This is a genomic window from Spiroplasma endosymbiont of Nomada ruficornis, from assembly GCF_964030795.1.
Lineage (GTDB): Bacteria > Bacillota_I > Bacilli_A > Mycoplasmatales > VBWQ01 > Spiroplasma_E > Spiroplasma_E ixodetis_A.
This window is the reverse complement of record NZ_OZ034962.1, coordinates 1,005,347-1,025,450: the sequence shown is the minus strand read 5'-3', so window position 1 is coordinate 1,025,450 and position 20,104 is coordinate 1,005,347. Positions and strand designations below refer to the sequence as shown.

The following is a 20,104-nucleotide window of genomic DNA, read 5'->3' as shown; positions in this document are numbered from 1 at the left end:
TTACCTTTACAATTTAGCAAATGATAAACCTAATTCCAAAAAAATAAAAGAACAGTTATTTTGTATTAATTCACATTTGTCTTTGTGTTAGATTTCTTTTTTTTAAATTGTTGTTTTAAGTATCAATCATAAATAATAGCAATAATAGTTAAAATGAAACCAATACTAAGAAAACCAGAAATAATATAACCTAAAGTATTAACACGCGCTTCATTAATTGTTCAATTAACTGATAAATTTCTTAGATTATTAATTTCTGTTGCATTCATATTTTCTAGTTCCTTAGAAGTATAATTAAGTTTTAAAGCAGCATTTCATAATTTTATACCAGTATCAGTAGTTCAAAATTCAATAATAGGTAAATTATTACCATGATAAATAGTAAAATATTGTCAGTTGCTAATATTATTTCAATTAACAGTTTGTAGTAAATATACATTATTATTGCTTTTGGCATTTAATTTAAAAGTAGTTTTTGGTTTTAATGTTCATAAATTCATTTTATTCATAGTAGTACTATCAATAGTAATAATATTTACAAATTGGATAGTATTATCATAGTTAAAATTAATTGTAAAACCGTCATTAGTATTAGTGCTATTAATGTCATATAAATTATTATTTACTATTCCAACATATTTAATATTAGTATTAGTACTATTATCTAGTGTTGGCAAAATATTTTGATTATATATTAATACATGGTAAGTTATTATTTCATCTTTAAATTTAATATTAATTTCAGAATTACTATTAATAATAGTTGTAATACTATTATTAATATTTGGTAATAATGGTTGATTATCATTAATAGTAATATCTTTTAGTTCATCATTAGTTACATTTAAAATTAGATTATTATTACTAATTCAATTATTAGTACGATTAACTGCAGTAAGTTTATCTTTATCAATATATGAATTAATAAAATTAGTCAATTGTTCATTTTTAGTTTTAGTAAATTTAATAGTATTAATTCGACTTCAATTGTTATTTTTACTATCACTTAGTAATAATTTACTTGTATTATTATTAATAAAACCAAGATTATCATTTATTCTTTGGAAATTGGCACAATAACCAATTTTAGTAAAAGCACCTAATTCATTTACAAAATAGCCAATTTCTTGTTCATCAATAAACATACCTAAACCATCATGAAGTAAAATGAAATTATTCATATAATGTTCATTAATTTTTGTAAGTTTAATATCATTACTATCAGTAATGCTTAAATGATAAGGTTGTCCAAAAAATTTGGAGCTATTTTTGAGATTTACATTTAAAATTCCTTGATTGTTACCAGTCTTGCTAAAAAAAACAGTAGTAGTACTAAACAGTGGCTCCTTATTAATAATTAATGGTTTTGTTGTAGCATTACCATTATCTTCTATTGTTAAATAAAATAATTGACCATTAACATCACGAATAATGCCACCATTATTATTAATGGCAACAAAAGAATTTAATAGTATTGGATTAGGAACATTCATATTAATTGGCTTGATATTACCATCAACTTTTAGAATATAAGAATTTTGATCACCACCAACAAAAACACCAAAAGTATCATTTATAGTAGTAAAACTAGTTTTACCTTTTCCATAGTGATAGAGAGTAACTAAGTTAGTTACTTTTCCGTCTGTATTAATTAAGTCAGCACCAATATCGGTACTAACGATATTATTACCAAAGTTAGTAAAAGTATGATTTGGAGTTTCAATGGCAGTAGCATCATCACTAATACCATTTTTAGTCATTAAAAATGAATTATTAATAAAATTAGTATCATCACTTTTATGAAAATTATTTAAAGTAGCAATTCCTAAGTTATCATCAAATCTAATAAAATTATTAATTTGTAAGTCTAAATTATTATATGTGCCATCCTTATTTAATAAATAAGATTGTGCTTGTGAATTTGTAAAAATACCAGCAACAGAATTAGTTGAATCATTTTCATTTCAATTATAAAAATTGCCACTTTCAAAAGCTAAGGTTAAACTTTGTTCATTTAGGATAGTATTTTCTGATTTTATTTCTTTATGATGATAATTATTTATTTTCACTTGGCTTAAATTAGTAAAAGCGGCTAGTGAAATAGTAACTAGTGTATATAAAATTTTAAACATATTATCAATTCCTTTAATATAAACTAATATTAATTATAAAGATTTTGAAGATAGTGTATAGCAAAATAATAAAAATAAGTTACAATTTATATATGATATTTTTTAAATTAAGGAATGATTATAATTATGAAAAAAATTTTAACATTAATGGGTACTATTGCTTTTGGTAGTGGAATAGTAACGCCAGTTTTAGCTTGTTCTGATCAACAACAAGATAGTATTTTAAAAGCAATTACTAATGGTAATGGTAATTATAATGGTTGAGAATCAACTTTATCAAAAGTTGGTATTAAAAAACCAGTGGGTGTTCCTATTGATGGTCAAAGACCTGAAAAAGAACAAGTTATTGAAAATAAAGCATTAGAAAGCAGTCTTGCACAATCACTTGCCAAATTAATTTTAGATAAAGCAAATATTAAAGAACCAACTTGATTTGATAGTCAATTAGAAGTAGGTACTAAATGTTATTATTTTACGATTGATAATGGTAAAATAGATGAATCAACAAAAGCAAGAACTTGAAATGTTGATACTTCAACCGGTAGAATTAGTATTAATATTACTTATCAAGTTGGAGTAGTAAATAATGATAAAAGTTTTAAAGTTGAACAATACATAAAAAAACTTTTAATATAAAATGTTCTTATACACAAAGCGATTACATAGTTTATAGTTGTGTTAGTGATGTTACTAAATTATCAGAACAAATAGTACCAATTAGTGTTGATGATGAAACTAAACCTGATATTGATAAAACATATGCTGATTTTTCTCAAAAAACTAAAACTTTAGTTCAAGAAGGAATAAGTTTAGCATTAAATAATAATCCTTATGTTAATTCTGTTAATATTAATATCAAAGGAATGGATGGTCAAAAAGTTACAAGCTCTGGTCCTAATAAATTAGAACTTAAAGTTAATTTTGTGATTAGTTTTCAAGATTCATTAATTGACATGTCTTTACCTTCGCCTTATGATGATAGTAATTATGTTCCAACAATACTTCAATTTAATAGTTAAAAAGGAGTTTAATATGTCCAATAATTCAGAAGCAAAAAATAAAGATAAAGAGCCACCGTTAATTGTTGATGCCTTTACTTTTAAAAATATTGGTGTTAAACAAGAGATCCATTCTTCATGAAAAAATTTTAATTGAAAAATAACTTCCAAAAATTTATTATTAATTTTTATTGGTGCTTTTTTAACAACTGTTTCCTTTTTTTATTTTATTAATCGTGCTGGTTTATATACTAATGGTTTATCAGCTTTTGCACAATTAATAGCTAAATTTATTGCCTTATCTTATAATGGCAGTATTACTGAACAAGAAACAACGCAAGCATTTTGATTTTATCCAGTATATTTTCTTATTAATGGTCCTATCATTATTTGAGGATTATTCAAGGTTGGATTTCGTTTTACTCTTTATACTATAATTTATTTGTTATTTCAAAATGGAATTAACTTTTTGTTAACAGCAATTGATGCTCTTAAAAATTTTCAAGTTTTAGGTAATGAGCCATTAAAAGGTACTACAGATTATTGGCACTTAGTTTTACCACGTACTTTTATTTTTGCTGCTTTAGGTGGATTAATTTATGGTGCTGGTATTGGTATTTTATTTAAAACTGGTGGATCTAGTGGTGGTATGGATTTTATTAGTACTTATATTTCTATGAAACGTAAATATTCAATTGCTACTATTATTAGAAATACTAATATTATTATTGTTGTTATTGTTTTAATTCTTGATGGAACTTTTTTACAGAAAACTAGTCTTGTTGATAATTTTTTAGTTAGGCCTTATTTTATGTCAACGCTTGTTTATATTTATGTAGCAGCTTTTGTTATGAATAGAGTTTATCCAAAATATATGTTGATGAGTGTATTTATTATTTCTAATGAATTAGAGCAAATCCGTAATGATATTTATCGAAATAATTATTTACGTGGTGGTAATGTTTGAAATGTGAAAGGTTTGTATTCAGGTAATGAATATAAAATGATGATGACAACAATGTCATTATTAGAATATAATTTTTTTAAAACAAAAATAGTTCGAATCGATCCTAAAGTTTTTATGGTAGCAGTTCCTGCAAAATATATGCATGGTGGTAATGCAGGTAAACCTCCACAAAATGCACCTGTTAATATTACTGAAATTAATGATTTTTTAGAAAAAAACTAATAATATATATGTTATAATGTAATTAGTTTTATAATAGTAGGTTTTTAGACTTCTAAATAGATTATTACATCTATAGTTAGTCTTTTTCTATTTTTTTATAAAACAAAATTAATTATAAGCTATATTAAGAATTAAAAAAGAATGGAATAATTATGAAACATAATTTATCGCCAAAGGTTGTAAATGAGATTGTTAATAATATTCATACTGACTATAATAATAGTAGTAATCATTGATTAATTAAATTAATAAATAATCGTTTATGAATTAGTTTATGAATTATTACTACCATTATTGCTCTAATTGCTATTGGTGCTAGTATTGGTATTAACAAATCATCATTTATTAAAAAACCATTTACCATTATTAGTATTATTGGATTCATTGTTGGATGCTTTTTATTAGTGCAGAGTTTTGTATTAAAAACTAAAATTCATGAAAAATTAATAGAAGAATTACCAATTATTAACTATTATCAATGAGTTATTAAAGATAATAATTCACAAATGAATTTAACAACTATTAGTGATTATTGAACAATTGAACCACAAGGTAATTTACCTTTAGATGAACAACCTAATTATTATAATTATTGCGAACAAATAATGATAGGAAGTATTAATGGTCAAAATTTTAACTATGGAAGTATCATTAACCAAAAAGTTATGTATGAGACAAGTTCTGGATATAATAGTGCTGCTCAAGTTATTGAAACAGAAAAAATTACTTGTTATTATGCACGTTTTGTTTATTATACAACTATTATTAGGAATAATAATTTTACAATGACATTAACACCACGTAATATATTTTCAAAAAAATTTCGTAGTAAAAAGAAAGTTCAATTAGAATCACATTTATTTGAAGATTTATTTGAAGTAAAATGTGATAATCAAATTAAATTAAGATTAATTTTAGAACCAAAAGTAATGAATTTACTTAATGAATTTGCTTATAGTTTAGGAAATAAGGATTTACCAGTTATTCACATAGAAAATGAACAATTAACATTAAGTTGAAAATATGAATTAGGAAAAAATCCTTATAATGATGGAAAAGGCAAATTGATGGTTTTACCCACCACTACTAATCTTGAAAAGTTTATTAATAAATTATTAGCAATGATTAGTAAAGATATTTTAAATTTAACGCAAGCACAAATGTGAGTTAATAACTTACAATTATTATAATAATAATTTATATAAATTACTTTACAATAATTTAAAAATAAGGTAGATAAAATTATGAATAACTATCAATTATTAAAATCAAGCTGAAAATGATTTAACAATAAATATTTGATGCAAACAATTTTATGAATGTTATTAACAATTTGTTTGATTATTTGTGCAATTTTATGAGAAGTTAAAAGTAGTATTTTTAATAAAATTTTAACATTTGATTTTTTTAATAATGCTAGTATTACTGATGAAACTATTATTACTTTAAAAACTTATTTATATATTGCTATTTTTAGTAGTTGTATTGCAAGTAATACTTTAATATTTATTCAAATCAGATGTTGAATGAAAAAATATATTGAAAATAAATATAAGGTAATTTCAAATTTTGAAAATAATTTTTTTATTTTTAAAGCTTTATTAGTATTAAATGTTGCTAGAAACATTACTTATATTTTTTGTTTTACTCATGTTTTTACCACATTATTTGTTTTAACTTATTGATTGTGTTATTTTATTATTTATATTATTTTAGAAAAAATATTAGAAGAAAAAAATCAGATTCTTGGTAATCCTTGATGAAAAGATATAGAAAAACGATCATTATTTATTATTTTAGGTTTTGAAGTTTTATATTTAATTGTAAAAAATTCAATTTTAAATTTTACTAAGGGTACTATTAACATTGATCAAGTTTTAAAGTACTTTATTCCCGCTAGTTCTTTAGCATTAATATTAGCAGTCTTCATTCAAAGTTTAGTTAAAAATGATGTTAAAACTATTTTAAATAATATTAAAAATGTTAAAACCAAAGTTGATGATTTTAAAATATTTTATAATTGAGATTATAAAAATATCATTAGTGATTTTCTATTTGTTAAAGAAGCACCATTAATTATTCGAAATGAATTAAAACAAAAAGTATTAACTAATGAAGAAAAAAATAAAATATTTGAACTTTTACATGAAATTTATCAATTTCTAATATTTGTTGAAAAACAAAATATTAAAGTTAGTGAGTTGAAATATATTTATTATCATTTATTTTATGAAATAACAAACCGTGATGAAATTTCACAAATTAAAAATAGAATTATTAATACAAAAAAGAAAAATTTGAAGATAATACTAAAAAAGTAGTGATTATCTAAGGAAGTTTATTATGAAAAAAATATTAAAAATTATAAGTGTTTTTTGCATTTACTAGTATTACTAGTATTAATATTAGTGCATGTGATGTTTTTCACAATTCATCAGTTGATTATCAGCAATTATTAGAAGATGCTGCAAATTTAATTGCTAATAATACTTATCCCAATTTTAATAATTTTTTAAAACCCGAAAATAAAAATCATGTTTTTGATTTTAAAAAATTAATTGAAGACAATATTAGTAACTTGTTTAATACTGCTCCAGAAGATTTTAGTAATATTACTTATGAAATTACTAAGGGTCAAGATGAAATAAAAAAAATTAGTACTACTAATATTAAAATTCATTTAGCTGTTTATAATAATTCTACGGTAAAAGATTGTAGTTTTGATGCTAATTTTAGTCCATTACAAGATTATATAAATGAAAAATTAGAACCATTAGTTAATGGAACACAATATTTATCAATTAACAAAAAAGACAGTGGTGGATTTTATAATGACTTAGTTACTGCTGGTGCTACTTTTAAAAGGGAAGAAAAAAATCAAAAAGAACAATATTTAAGAAATAATTCAGATAAAGCTAAAAATTTTTGAAAATTATTTCAAGAGTGAATTCCTTCTGAAGAAGTGAAAAACCCTTTACTTGGTAATATTTTAGTTCCATTATTAAATTTTATTCCAAAAAAACCCTTTACTTGGTTAACTTTTGATAATTTTAAACCATATTTGTTAAATGCTGGCGGCTATAATAATGTTATTGCTATTACTGGCAATAAAAAATTTGGTGATAAATATTATGATTATATAAAAATTCGATTAGAGGGTAAAAATTCAAAGGATATTGCTTTTGGTAATAAATATGAAGGTTTAACTTTTATTTTTACTACTAATAGTTAATTAATAAATTTTTAGTTCCTTTTTGAAAAGATAAAAATTAATAATAAAAATTACTTTTATAACTAATTTTGTATTAAAAAAATTAAAAAAATATAGACAAGTTATAAAACACATGCTATTATTTTTTCATACCTTTTTAGGTTAAATAATATATGCGACTAAAAGAAGTAGTTTCACGTAATAATTATATTACTGGATGCTACTTTTTATTTTAAAAAAGTAGCAACTTAAGAAAATTATTATTATATATGAAAGAAGTGTTTAAAATGTCTCCTTTATTTACAGGTAATCAAAATCTTAATATTCGTAGAATGTCTGACGATAGTGCAATAAGTTTATTGGCTTCAAGTGGTGATTTTTCTAGCATATCTAATAGTAGTACAATATCTATTTTTGAAGAAACTGCTATTAGAGAAAACAAATATTTATCAAAAATAACTAAACTTTTAGGTAAAAATATTACTTTTATTGTTGCTCTTTCTGGTAATATCACTGCTCAAATGATAATTAGTACTACTGTTGCTAAAACACCATGAAATTGACAAACTATTAAGGATAGTTTGATATTTAGTGGTATACTTATTGGTTTTGATACAGCTATTGAACCTTTTATTTTTGGTTCAATCGAAAATATTGAAAATTGAGTTATAGATAAATGAAAAAACAATGAAAATAATATTAATGTAGGAAAAGAAAGAATAAAAGTTATTCCTTTCTTATTATTTTTAAGTTATTCTGGTGTAATTTTGGATAGAGCTTCTAATAATATTTTAGATAATTGAATTTCAATGGAAATTCTTGGACAGACAACTATTGAATTTACTAGTTATGTGTTAAATATGACTTTTCATGGTGCAATCATTTCTAGGATAGAAAAAGTAATAAAATTAGGTTGAGAAAAAGTTAAAAGATTATTTAATAACAATATTAATGATATAGAAAATCAACTTCTTAATAGTGAACAAAATAGTGATGAAAATAGTAATTTTTTTTATAAAAATATTTTACCATTATTTTTTATAACACCAATATCAATGGCTATAACATGAGGTACTGAGAATTATATATCTAATCAAGAATTTACTTGAAAAAAACTGTCAACAGATGCTCCAAAAGTTATGGGTGGTATAACTCTTTCTCTAGTTTCATCTTTACTTAATTGTATGGTTAATAAAGAAGGAATACCATTTCTTCCAAAACTTAGTACTGTTATAGATACTATTAAAAGATGAACTGGTTATCAACAAAATAATGGTAATATTGAACAATCAGTAACATCATGTCAATCTTCTATTAATGATTATTGTTTAGTAGATGTTTTTAGTGAATTAGAAAGTATTGAAGAATTTTCTAGTATTATTGGACAATTATGTAATGAAGAAGAATGAAATTTTAAAAATGATGAAGAAAAAGAAATCTTTTTTGATGCTGTTGAAGAGCAGAAAAAAGTAGATAGTAATTTTGGATCTACTACTAAACCAAGAAATAACTATGGAACATTCAATAACTATTGTGAGCCTACAAATTCTTTGGATAATGGAATTAGTAGTTCAATTCTTAAAACAGAGTTTGATGAACAATCACTTCTTTCAAAGCCACGCTCATTTACTATATAAAAACAGTATATCATAAATGTATAATAATATTTCTATAGTATATAATTATATGATTTTGAAATTTAATAAATCAGAAAAAAGTATTTTAGTAAATTAAAGTACTTTTTTTATTGTATATTTATTTTTTCAATTATAAATTTAAATTGGGATTTAATCAAAATACCATATAATTCAATATTATTTTATACTTTTTTAAATTTACAATTGTTTATATTAAATAAAGTTAGAAAAATTATATTTTTGATGAATCTTAATATTGGTACAAGGAAACCACTAATATAAATTAGAACTATTCTGATATTTTTATTTTTAAATTTAATTAAAAATCAGATTATAAAAAATGTTATTTTTAACATATATAGAAGGAGAAAAAAATTAATGGATAATAGTGATGAAGAAAATATTTCTGTAGAAGATTTACAAAAGCAACTAGAAAAGATTACTCAAGAAAAAGAGGAAGTTCAATCTAAATTAGATGAAACTAGTAAGGCTAAAGAAGAAGTAGAATCTAAATTAGAAGAAGCTAATAAAGAAATTGAAAAATTAAAAGAAGAAATTGATAATGCTAATGATAATGAAAAAATAAAAGAATTAGAAATTAAATTAGAAGAAGCAAATAAAGAAATTGAAAAATTAAAAGAAGAAATTGATAATGCTAATGATAATGAAAAAATAAAAGAATTAGAAATTAAATTAGAAGAAGCAAATAAAGAAATTGAAAAATTAAAAGAAGAAATTGATAATGCTAATGATAATGAAAAAATAAAAGAATTAGAAATTAAATTAGAAGAAGCTAATAAAGAAGTATCTAAATTAAAAGAAGAAATTAAAAACTGTAGTGATAATGAAAAATTACAAGAACTAAAAAATAAGTTAGAAGAAGCTAATAAAGAAATTGAAAAATTAAAAAAACAATTAAATGAAAAAGATAATAATGAAATAAAGCCTAATCATAAAATTGAATTATTAAAAGAGAAATTAGAAAGACTTGAAAAGAAATTAAAAGAAAAGGAAAAAGAAATTCAAAATTCTGAATTATACTTGTAAGTGCAAGTAAATAAAATTGCAAAAAATTCTCATATAAAAATTTCATAATGCTAAATTTAGTTTAGAAAAAAGTAAGGAGTTTTTATATGAGTTATAAACATCTTGGCATAGATGAAAGGATTTATATTGAGAATCAATTTAAATTTAAATTTAAAATTAGTGAAATAGCTAAAAATCTTAATCGAAGTATTAGTACTATTATTCGAGAAATTAATAGAAATAAAGATAATAATCATTATTTCTATTAATTGCACAAAATAAAGCTGAAAATCGAAAACAATCACATATTAGTTTTCATAAGTTTAAAAATAAGAATTTAGTAAAATATGTACAACAAAAATTACTATTAGGTTGATCACCTGAACAAATTTATGGCAGAATTAAAAATTTTCATAAAGAGTGAGTTATTAGTTTTAAAACAATTTATACTTGAATTTATTTTGGAATGCTTGATAAAGTTACTAGTAAAAATTTAAGAAGAAAAGGTAAAAAACGAAAATCTAAAGAAAATCGTGGCAAGTTTAATGGTAAATCAATTAAAGAACGAGATATAAATGTTAATGATCGTATAACACTTGGTCATTGAGAAGGAGATACTATAGTATCATCACGAGGTAAAAGCAAATCATGTTTAATAACTTTAGTTGAAAGAGTATCACGATTTACTTTAGCAATATTAGTTAAAAACAGAACTACTAAAGTTATTAATAAAAATGTCAGTTATTATTTATCAATTCTTCCTAAAAACATTGTTAAAACTATTACTTTTGATCGTGGCAAAGAATTTTCAAATTGACAACAACTTGAAAAAAATTTAGATGTAAAAATTTATTTTGCCAATCCATATTCACCTTGACAAAGAGGTACTAATGAAAATACTAATGGTTTAATTAGAGAAAAATTTCCTAAAAAATTTATTTTTTCAAAAACTAATAAAAATGAAGTTCATAAATTTATATTGTCTTTAAATCAAAGACCGAGAAAAATACTAAATTATCTTTCACCAATCGAATATTTGGATAGAAAAATAATTTAGTTGCACTTACCTTTACAATTTAGCCAACAAAAAATAGTAAAGTAAAAGAAGAATTAAATTTTATAGTTAAAATTAATTATAAATATGATGCCGAAGAACAAAAAAGAGCAGCAACTGGTATTTTAAGAAAAGCAATACCCACAGAATTTTGAAATGATAGAAAAAATAATAAATATCTTGCAATTTGACGTGCTGAAGGTCGATATGCAGCAGTAGCATCAATGATTCAAAATGTTAGACCATTACCTATATTATTCAGCGAACCTCATTTTGCAAGTAAAATTATAGTTGAAACATTTGCAGCTAGTTATTGAACTAATTATCATACACAATTTTGAGGATTATGAGTAAATGCTTATAATGGTTATTGACCTTAATATACTACTATACCTAGTTCAAATGATACTAATAAGATAAAAAATGTTAAAATTCTTTCTGAATTAAATAATACTTATTTTAATAAATTATTCTTTGTTATTGAAAAATATTTAAATGATTCAGGTATTAAATGTCGTATTTCTAAAAAAGCAGTAAAAGATTGATATTCTAGTTTATATTTATATGGAGTTGGAAATATTCAATTTAATAATCAATATGACGATTATGATAATGGCAAAAAACGACAATATTATATTCAAGTTAATTTTGATGTTTTATTCTTTGATAATAATGATTCTTCTTCAGATATTTCACAAGAGTTTGCTGGCGTAGTATTTACTTTAAGTGATGAATTAGATTTATATTCTTAACAACTAAAAAAACAAAATAAAATAATTAAGTAAATTTACTTAATTATTTTATACTGTCAATTCAGTTATTTTTATTTAATAGAAGTAGTTCAACCACGTGTTCTTTTAACTGCTTCTTGTCAACCCTTATAAAAAGTTTCTGCTTTTTTTTCTGTCATAATTGGTTTATATTCTTTTTCAATTTTATTTATTTTTTTAATATCATTAATATTTCAAAATCCAATTGCAAGTCCTGCTAAGTAAGCAGTACCCATTGCTGTAGTTTCAGTATTTTTAGGTTTAATTAAATTAGTACGACTAATGTCACTTTGGAATTGCATAATATATGAATTATTACTTGCTCCACCATCAACTTTAATCTTAATTTTTAAATCTTTTAAATCTTTATTTAATTTAACATCTGCTTTCATTGCCAGAATAACATCTTGTGACTGGTAAGCTAATGATTCAATGGTACCTTTAACAATATGTTCACGCTTCGTACCACGTTCTAAACCAAATATAGCGCCACGTGCTGTTGAATCTCAATAAGGGGCACCCAAACCAACAAAAGCAGGTACTACATAAATACGTTGTTCTTCTTTGGGATCAACAATTTGTGAATATCATAGACTTTCATCGGAACGATATAACATTCGTAATTGATCACTTAAAAATTGAATAGCAGCCCCTGCAATAAAAACTGAACCTTCTAAAGCAAAAACTGGTTCTTCGCCTGATATTTGATAAGCAATAGTCGTTAGTAAACCTTGTTTTGAAAAAAGAGGAGTATTTCCAATGTTAATTAAAATAAAACAACCAGTACCATAAGTATTTTTGATTTCACCAGGTGTTAAACATAATTGACCAAATAATGCAGCTTGTTGATCACCAATTGCAGCAGTAATAGGAATTTCTTGCTCATCATTTTGGAATAACATTCCTTTATAAGTAGTTCCAATTTTACCTGAACTGGGAACTACTTCTGGTAACATATTTTTAGGGATATTAAATAATTCTAGTAATTCTTCATCTCATTTTTTAGTATTAATGTTGAATAACATTGTTCGTGAAGCATTTGTAATGTCAATAACATGTTTAGTTTTTTCAACATTATTTTCAATACCATTTGTCATTTTATAAATTAATCAACTATCAATAGTACCAAAAGCTAGTTTTCCTTTTTTTGCTAATTCACGTGCATTTTTAACATTATCTAAAATTCATTTTATTTTAGTAGCAGAAAAATAAGAATCAATTATTAAGCCGGTTTTTTTATGAATTTTTTCTTTTCATCCTTTTTTTGCTAATTCTTCACAGTAATCTGCTGTTCTGCGATCTTGTCAAACAATAGCGTTATAAATTGGTAAACCTGTATCACGATTTCATACTACTGTTGTTTCACGTTGATTAGTAATACCAATTGCTTCAATTTGATTAGATTTAATATTACTTTTATTTAAAGCTTGTTGCATTGTTGTTAATTGATTATTTCAAATTCCAAGTGCATCATGTTCAACTCAACCTGATTGAGGGGGATAATGCTGAGGTATATCAATTTGATGGATACCAGTAATTTTTCCTTCTTTATCAATAATTAAAGTACGACAACTAGATGTACCTTCATCTAATGCCATAATATATTTTTTTTCTTCTGACATATTATTTATCCTTTCTGTACTTTTATTAAAGTATTTCAATTACTTGAATTAAACCACCAGCAATAATTGCTCCTAAAATTGGTCCAATAACAGGAACTGGAGCATATTTTCAATCAGAACTTCCTTTATTTGCTATTGGTAAAATAGCATGAATAATTCGTGGTCCTAAATCTCGAGCTGGATTAATAGCAAAACCTGTTGGTCCACCAATAGCAAGTCCAATAACCATAACACCAATACCAACAGTCGCAGGTCCAGTAATAAACGCAGAACCACTATTAAATATTTGTGAATTAATAACTAAATTTTTAATACCAATAGTAGCACAAACAATCATAACTAGCATAAATGTTCCAATAATTTCTGTTATAGTATTTCAAATATAACTACGTTCGGCTGGAGCTGTTGCAAAAGTTGCTAAAATTTTATTATTATCTTCAGTAATGTTATATTGTTTAAAATATGCTAAGTAAACAACTAATTGTCCTAACATTGCACCTAAAAATTGAAATAAAATATAAAATGGAATATAAAAGAAGTTTTCCCCAATAAAAGCTGTTTTTTTATTAGCAACTCATAATCCAATAGTAACAGCTGGATTTAAATGTGCTCCTGAAATTCCACTTAACATTGCAGCAATAGCAACAGCAAATCCTCATCCAGTACAAATAACAAGCCAACCGCTATTTTCTCCCTTTGTTTTTTTTAATAAAACGTTGGCAACAACACAATTTCCTAGTAAAATTAGGATAAATGTGCCAAATAGTTCACCAATAATTACTTGTGAGACTTCTGGCATAATATTTTCCTCCTTAAATTAAATATTTTTTATCATATTTGCTACTAGTAAAGCAATTGCTGGTGCTGAACTTAGACCTGGTGATTTAATACCAGCAACATTAATAAAGTTAGGATTATTACTAGCAAATTTTATGAAAAAATCATCAGTTTCAACACAAATTGCTCGTGAACCACTAATTACTTTACAAGTTTTATTAATATTTAAAGTTGGAATAATTTTTAGACCAATTTTATTAATAAGTTCAATATCTTCAATTGTAATTAATCTAGTATCACTTTTCGGTACATTTTCATGAGAAGTAGGACCCACCAAGATATGACCATCAAGCATTGGAGCAACTATTACTCCTTTACCATGAATAGTAGGTATCATAAATAGAATGTGATTATTTATAATATGATTTTCGGTTTTTTCAAGAATACAATACTGTCCTCTTCTAGTTTTTAAAGTGAAATCTTGACAATTTATTAACTTTGCAATATCATCAGCATAATGACCAGCAGCATTAATAATATATTTTGAAGTAAAAGTTACTTTTTTTTGATTATTTAAACAAGTAACTCGAAAACCTGAATTTAATGTTTCAATATTAATTACTTGATGATCAACTTTTAGTTGTCCTTTATTTTTAATCATGCGATTAATTAAAGATTGTGTTAATAATACTGGATCAACAGCATATGAAGCAGAACAAAGTAGTGCACTAGTAACTTTTGGGTTAACATTAGGTTCTAATGAAATTACTTCTTCTCTTGTTAATATTGATAATTCTTTTTTAGCAATACCATTAGTAATACCACGTGCATATAATTTTTGTATTTCTGAGTTTTCTTCTTTGCTAAAAGCAAGTATTAAAGAATCAATTTTTTTTCATGGAAAATCTAAATTTTTAAATCAATCATTTTCATATAATTTTCTGCCCTCTAGATTTAATTTAGCATTTAGTTTTCCTGGTGTTGGATCAAATCCACCATGAATGACTCCAGAATTTCCTTCTGATGTTTCTTGGGCAATTCTTAAATTTTTTTCTAAAATAACTACTTTTAAGTTTCTTTTTGATAATTCATCACTAATAGCAGCACCAATAACACCAGCACCAATAGTAATCACATCAAAATCAAATTCCATTACTTTCACCTCTCTCTAAACATCATTAAGAACAAAAGTTCTATCTGTGTATAGTTGAATTATAATATATTTTTTTATTATTAACTTAATTCAAAATATTAGATTAATTTTTAAACATTTTTAAATGAGATTTTATTAAAAAAAATAAGAAAAATTTGTGTTATATTATAAATAACGATATAAATTCAATATCGTTATAATTTTAATGAGTATATATAAAAAGATATCTAATTATTAAAATTGTATTATTTAAAAGGTAGGTATATGAATGAAACAATTATTAATTACTTTAAGTACATTAACAACATTAACTTTAACAAGTAATACTGTTATTAATAGTATTAATGATAATATTGTTAATAACAGTAGCTTAACAAATAAATCATCAATAAAGAATTCTACAAATTCATTATTTAATAATCAATGAAATATTTTAGGTACTAGTGATTGAATTACTAACCAATCAATAACCGATTATAAATTTTACAGTTATGATACTTCAGCATGCTGAATGCTAAATTGTAAAGGTAAGTGCAAATAAATTATTTTTCTATCCAAATATTCGATTGGTGAAAGATAATTTAGTATTTTTCTCGGTCTTTGATTTAAAGACAATATAAATTTATGAACTTCATTTTTATTAGTTTTTGAAAAAATAAATTTTTTAGGAAATTTTTCTCTAATTAAACCATTAGTATTTTCATTAGTACCTCTTTGTCAAGGTGAATATGGATTGGCAAAATAAATTTTTACATCTAAATTTTTTTCAAGTTGTTGTCAATTTGAAAATTCTTTGCCACGATCAAAAGTAATAGTTTTAACAATGTTTTTAGGAAGAATTGATAAATAATAACTGACATTTTTATTAATAACTTTAGTAGTTCTGTTTTTAACTAATATTGCTAAAGTAAATCGTGATACTCTTTCAACTAAAGTTATTAAACATGATTTGCTTTTACCTCGTTATGATACTATAGTATCTCCTTCCCAATGACTAAGTGTTATACGATCATTAACATTTATATCTCATTCTTTAATTGATTTACCATTAAACTTGCCACGATTTTCTTTAGATTTTCGTTTTTTACCTTTTCTTCTTAAATTTTTACTAGTAACTTTATCAAGCATTCCAAAATAAATTCAAGTATAAATTGTTTTAAAACTAATAACTCACTCTTTATGAAAATTTTTAATTCTGCCATAAATTTGTTCAGGTGATCAACCTAATAGTAATTTTTGTTACCGTCCCAACTATATTTTTGATAATAATAATTTAATTGAAATTTATTATAATAAATTTAAAAATGATAATATTACACAAAATGTAAATTTTAATTATACTACTAATTATAATGGAACATATTCTACAAATGTTTATAATAGTGAGCAAAAAAATATATTTTCAAATTGAACTGACTATGCTAAATCTTGGGATGATTTTACTACTTTATTTCCTAGTATCAGCTTTGATAATAATTCTTTTATTTCTGCTAGTGATTCAAGTCAAAGTACTCAAAAACATAATATTAAAATTAGCACAAAAGATATAACAGAAGCGATTGATAATTCTGCTAAAATTCAAAATAATTTTTCTGTAAGTTGTTTTATGTGACATGCATATATTAATTCATCTGTTTTTATTTGAAATGATTCTTCTGGTATTTACATTAAATTTTGAATTGGTGAAGATTCATTTTTTTATAATGATAGTCTTATTTTTTCTATAGTATTAGATAAAGCTACTTTTAATAATTCAATGAATAGTTAGTTTATATTAAAAGAATGCAAATTTGAAAAATATTTATTTCAGTATAAAAGATATTGAATTAAAAATGCTGGTAATTGTCCAGCATTTTTAAAGTTATATTTGATAATAAACTATATTAGAAAATTAAACTATTATTTATTCAAACTCTGATTTAGGAAATACATATTTATCGATAGCTTTTGCAACACCACCACAAGTATTTTTACTAGTAACATCATATGCTATTTCTTTTAAATTAGGATGAGCATTTTGCATTGCAATACCATATTTAGCCCATTTTATTAATTTATAATCATTCATACCATCACCACAAGCTAGTACTTGATCAGGAGTAATATTTCATTTTTTGCATAAAAATTGTACAGCAGCAGCTTTATTAACACCAATTTGATTCATTTCGATAACACTATGAGAAGAAGTAGCAAGTTCTAAATCTTTTATAGTATTTAATTGTTCTAAAATTGTATTAACTTGTTTTTTCTTTTTACAAAATAATAAAATTTTATACATACCCTCATCGGTATTCTCATCAATTTGTTTAGTTGGTAGGTTATTAAAATTTTCCATAATTTTAACTTTTAGTGATCTGCGATTAATTAAGCCTGTTTTATTATCGGTACTATATCCTCACATTGTTAAATTATTTTTATTAGCAAATTTAACTATTGTTTGTATTTGTTCTTTTGTTAATGATTTTTCATACAATATATCTAATCTATTATCATTAGTAATATCAAGGATGTTACCACCATTATAACAAATAATATGACCGGTTTTTTCATGCATTAAACATGATTTTGCAATATCAATGGTTGAACTTGGTGCTCTTCCTGTTGCAATAATAACTTTAATATTTTTTTGATATGCTTTTTGAATTGCAATTAGATTTTTAGGATGAATTTTTCATCTACTTTTCAATAAAGTTCCATCTAGATCAAGAACAATTAATTTAATAGCCATTATAAATACCTTATTTTCCTATTTCTTCGATAATATTAGTCATATCTTTTTCAGAAACTAAACCAAAAGTTTTTTTAACTTCTTTTCCTTCTTTATTAAAATAAATTAATGTTGGAATTGATTGGATTTCATAATCTTTTGCTAGTTCTTTAGCTTTGTCAACATCAACTTTAATAAAATTAATATTTTTGTGTTTTTCGTCATTAGCAACATTTTCAAATCTTGGCCCTAACATTTTACAAGGACCACATCATTCTGCTGAAAAATCAATTACTGTTATTTTTTTTGATTGTAAAAGTTGCTCAACTTCTTTTATAGAATTAATATGTTGTATTTTGCTTTCATTATGCATGTGTTCACTACCTTTTCTTTTAATTTATTTTATGGTTTAATTCTATCATTAGTTTTAATTTTTAAAACATTAAACGATAAAATAATTTTTTTAATTGCTGAATTATACTTGTAAGTGCAAGTAAATAAAATTGCAAAAAATTCTCATATAAAAATTTCATAATGCTAAATTTAGTTTAGAAAAAAGTAAGGAGTTTTTATATGAGTTATAAACATCTTGGCATAGATGAAAGGATTTATATTGAGAATCAATTGAAATTTAAATTTAAAATTAGTGAAATAGCTAAAAATCTTAATCGAAGTATTAGTACTATTATTCGAGAAATTAATAGAAATAAAGATAATAATCATTATTTTTCATTAATTGCACAAAATAAAGCTGAAAATCGAAAACAATCACATATTAGTTTTCATAAGTTTAAAAATAAGAATTTAGTAAAATATTTACAACAAAAATTACTATTAGGTTGATCACCTGAACAAATTTATGGCAGAATTAAAAATTTTCATAAAGAGTGAGTTATTAGTTTTAAAACAATTTATACTTGAATTTATTTTGGAATGCTTGATAAAGTTACTAGTAAAAATTTAAGAAGAAAAGGTAAAAAACGAAAATCTAAAGAAAATCGTGGCAAGTTTAATGGTAAATCAATTAAAGAACGAGATATAAATGTTAATGATCGTATAACACTTGGTCATTGAGAAGGAGATACTATAGTATCATCACGAGGTAAAAGCAAATCATGTTTAATAACTTTAGTTGAAAGAGTATCACGATTTACTTTAGCAATATTAGTTAAAAACAGAACTACTAAAGCTATTAATAAAAATGTCAGTTATTATTTATCAATTCTTCCTAAAAACATTGTTAAAACTATTACTTTTGATCGTGGCAAAGAATTTTCAAATTGACAACAACTGGAAAAAAATTTAGATGTAAAAATTTATTTTGCCAATCCATATTCACCTTGACAAAGAGGTACTAATGAAAATACTAATGGTTTAATTAGAGAAAAATTTCCTAAAAAATTTATTTTTTCAAAAACTAATAAAAATGAAGTTCATAAATTTATATTGTCTTTAAATCAAAGACTGAGAAAAATATTAAATTATCTTTCACCAATCGAATATTTGGATAGAAAAATAATTTAGTTGCACTTACCTTTACAATTTAGCAATTTTAGTTATTACTATATAAAAATTTATAATTTTTTTAGAATAAATTCATAAGAAAATTGTAAATTATTTTTTTTAAAATTAAAGAAATATCTTTTCAATTTTAGAATATATCTGTTATAATCTGAAATATATAGGTTAGGACTAAACAATTTGAGAAGGGGAAAAATAAATTATTAGTACATTTTACAAAACTGTTTAATAAATAAATGTAAATGAATTTTAAAAGGTGTAGAGTTAATATTTATTTATGGTATTTCAAAAAAATAGTTTGGTAGAG

At 23.4% G+C, this 20,104-nt stretch carries 19 protein-coding genes and 1 pseudogene; 12 read left to right on the top strand and 8 right to left on the bottom strand.

All coding sequences use genetic code 4. The features are described from left to right. Nucleotides 1–65: 65 nt before the first annotated feature. Entirely contained in the window at nucleotides 66–2,132 is a 2,067-nt protein-coding gene (locus AAHM79_RS06210; RefSeq protein ID WP_342257386.1) for a hypothetical protein, read from the bottom strand. 126 nt (nucleotides 2,133–2,258) lie between these two features. Between AAHM79_RS06210 and AAHM79_RS06205 the strand changes: the two genes are divergently transcribed. The 10 genes from AAHM79_RS06205 to AAHM79_RS06160 all read left to right on the top strand — a co-directional run bounded on the left by AAHM79_RS06205 (nucleotide 2,259) and on the right by AAHM79_RS06160 (nucleotide 11,250). Next, nucleotides 2,259–2,768 carry a hypothetical protein gene (locus AAHM79_RS06205; protein WP_342257385.1) on the top strand — a complete coding sequence of 170 codons (510 nt, stop codon included), beginning with the start codon at nucleotides 2,259–2,261 and terminating at the stop codon, nucleotides 2,766–2,768. 227 nt (nucleotides 2,769–2,995) lie between these two features. Further along, a complete protein-coding gene (locus tag AAHM79_RS06200) occupies nucleotides 2,996–3,151 on the top strand; it encodes a hypothetical protein (protein WP_342257384.1) in 156 nt (51 codons plus the stop codon). 13 nt (nucleotides 3,152–3,164) lie between these two features. Next, nucleotides 3,165–4,319: a YitT family protein gene (locus AAHM79_RS06195; protein ID WP_338956719.1), complete on the top strand. Its 1,155-nt coding sequence runs from the start codon at nucleotides 3,165–3,167 to the stop codon at nucleotides 4,317–4,319. A 152-nt stretch (nucleotides 4,320–4,471) separates the two neighbouring features. Further along, nucleotides 4,472–5,509 carry a DUF3137 domain-containing protein gene (locus tag AAHM79_RS06190; RefSeq protein WP_342257383.1) on the top strand — a complete coding sequence of 346 codons (1,038 nt, stop codon included), beginning with the start codon at nucleotides 4,472–4,474 and terminating at the stop codon, nucleotides 5,507–5,509. A 54-nt stretch (nucleotides 5,510–5,563) separates the two neighbouring features. Then, nucleotides 5,564–6,640: a hypothetical protein gene (locus AAHM79_RS06185; protein WP_342257382.1), complete on the top strand. Its 1,077-nt coding sequence runs from the start codon at nucleotides 5,564–5,566 to the stop codon at nucleotides 6,638–6,640. Between the two features lie 47 nt (nucleotides 6,641–6,687). Continuing rightward, on the top strand, nucleotides 6,688–7,551 hold the full coding sequence (locus AAHM79_RS06180) for a hypothetical protein (protein ID WP_342257381.1): 864 nt from the start codon (nucleotides 6,688–6,690) through the stop codon (nucleotides 7,549–7,551). Nucleotides 7,552–7,817: 266 nt separating this feature from the next. Further along, the gene (locus AAHM79_RS06175; RefSeq protein ID WP_342257380.1) at nucleotides 7,818–9,167 is read left to right on the top strand and encodes a hypothetical protein; all 1,350 of its coding nucleotides are present in this window, start codon (nucleotides 7,818–7,820) and stop codon (nucleotides 9,165–9,167) included. Nucleotides 9,168–9,545: 378 nt separating this feature from the next. Then, nucleotides 9,546–10,214, top strand: a complete 669-nt coding sequence (locus AAHM79_RS06170; RefSeq protein ID WP_342257379.1) for a hypothetical protein — start codon at nucleotides 9,546–9,548, stop codon at nucleotides 10,212–10,214. Between the two features lie 86 nt (nucleotides 10,215–10,300). Further along, nucleotides 10,301–10,462 (top strand): helix-turn-helix domain-containing protein, encoded by a 162-nt coding sequence (locus AAHM79_RS06165; protein ID WP_342257378.1) that lies wholly within the window; start codon nucleotides 10,301–10,303, stop codon nucleotides 10,460–10,462. Beyond that, entirely contained in the window at nucleotides 10,450–11,250 is an 801-nt protein-coding gene (locus tag AAHM79_RS06160) for an IS30 family transposase (RefSeq protein ID WP_342258243.1), read from the top strand. Before AAHM79_RS06165 ends, AAHM79_RS06160 begins: the two co-directional genes overlap by 13 nt. Before the next feature lie 820 nt (nucleotides 11,251–12,070). Here the strand turns inward: AAHM79_RS06160 and glpK are convergent. Genes glpK through glpO form a run of 3 tightly spaced genes read right to left on the bottom strand, consistent with a single transcriptional unit; the run spans nucleotide 12,071 to nucleotide 15,569 of the window. Beyond that, a complete protein-coding gene (gene glpK, locus AAHM79_RS06155; protein ID WP_342257377.1) occupies nucleotides 12,071–13,639 on the bottom strand; it encodes a glycerol kinase GlpK in 1,569 nt (522 codons plus the stop codon). Nucleotides 13,640–13,664: 25 nt separating this feature from the next. Next, nucleotides 13,665–14,438 carry an MIP/aquaporin family protein gene (locus AAHM79_RS06150; protein ID WP_338956732.1) on the bottom strand — a complete coding sequence of 258 codons (774 nt, stop codon included), beginning with the start codon at nucleotides 14,436–14,438 and terminating at the stop codon, nucleotides 13,665–13,667. 18 nt (nucleotides 14,439–14,456) lie between these two features. Continuing rightward, complete coding sequence (glpO, locus tag AAHM79_RS06145) at nucleotides 14,457–15,569, bottom strand: type 2 glycerol-3-phosphate oxidase (protein WP_342257376.1); 1,113 nt, start codon at nucleotides 15,567–15,569, stop codon at nucleotides 14,457–14,459. Nucleotides 15,570–15,837: 268 nt separating this feature from the next. Here glpO and AAHM79_RS06140 point away from each other — a divergent pair, with 268 nt between their 5' ends. Continuing rightward, nucleotides 15,838–16,110: a hypothetical protein gene (locus tag AAHM79_RS06140; protein WP_342257375.1), complete on the top strand. Its 273-nt coding sequence runs from the start codon at nucleotides 15,838–15,840 to the stop codon at nucleotides 16,108–16,110. On the opposite strand, the pseudogene AAHM79_RS09660 reads toward AAHM79_RS06140, so the two are convergent. The 4 genes and pseudogenes from AAHM79_RS09660 to trxA form a co-directional block, all read right to left on the bottom strand. Continuing rightward, nucleotides 16,059–16,514, bottom strand: a pseudogene (locus tag AAHM79_RS09660) (IS30 family transposase); the annotation flags it as partial. The gene AAHM79_RS06140 and the pseudogene AAHM79_RS09660 overlap by 52 nt on opposite strands. Before the next feature lie 18 nt (nucleotides 16,515–16,532). Next, a complete protein-coding gene (locus tag AAHM79_RS06135) occupies nucleotides 16,533–16,697 on the bottom strand; it encodes a hypothetical protein (protein ID WP_342257374.1) in 165 nt (54 codons plus the stop codon). A 775-nt stretch (nucleotides 16,698–17,472) separates the two neighbouring features. Then, nucleotides 17,473–18,297, bottom strand: coding sequence for an HAD family hydrolase (locus AAHM79_RS06130; RefSeq protein ID WP_342257373.1), 825 nt, complete (start codon nucleotides 18,295–18,297; stop codon nucleotides 17,473–17,475). A 10-nt stretch (nucleotides 18,298–18,307) separates the two neighbouring features. Continuing rightward, nucleotides 18,308–18,649 carry a thioredoxin gene (trxA, locus tag AAHM79_RS06125; protein WP_199188855.1) on the bottom strand — a complete coding sequence of 114 codons (342 nt, stop codon included), beginning with the start codon at nucleotides 18,647–18,649 and terminating at the stop codon, nucleotides 18,308–18,310. A gap of 200 nt (nucleotides 18,650–18,849) precedes the next feature. On the opposite strand from trxA, the gene AAHM79_RS06120 reads away from it, so the two are divergent. Further along, nucleotides 18,850–19,800, top strand: coding sequence for an IS30 family transposase (locus tag AAHM79_RS06120; RefSeq protein WP_342257372.1), 951 nt, complete (start codon nucleotides 18,850–18,852; stop codon nucleotides 19,798–19,800). Nucleotides 19,801–20,104: the final 304 nt, after the last annotated feature.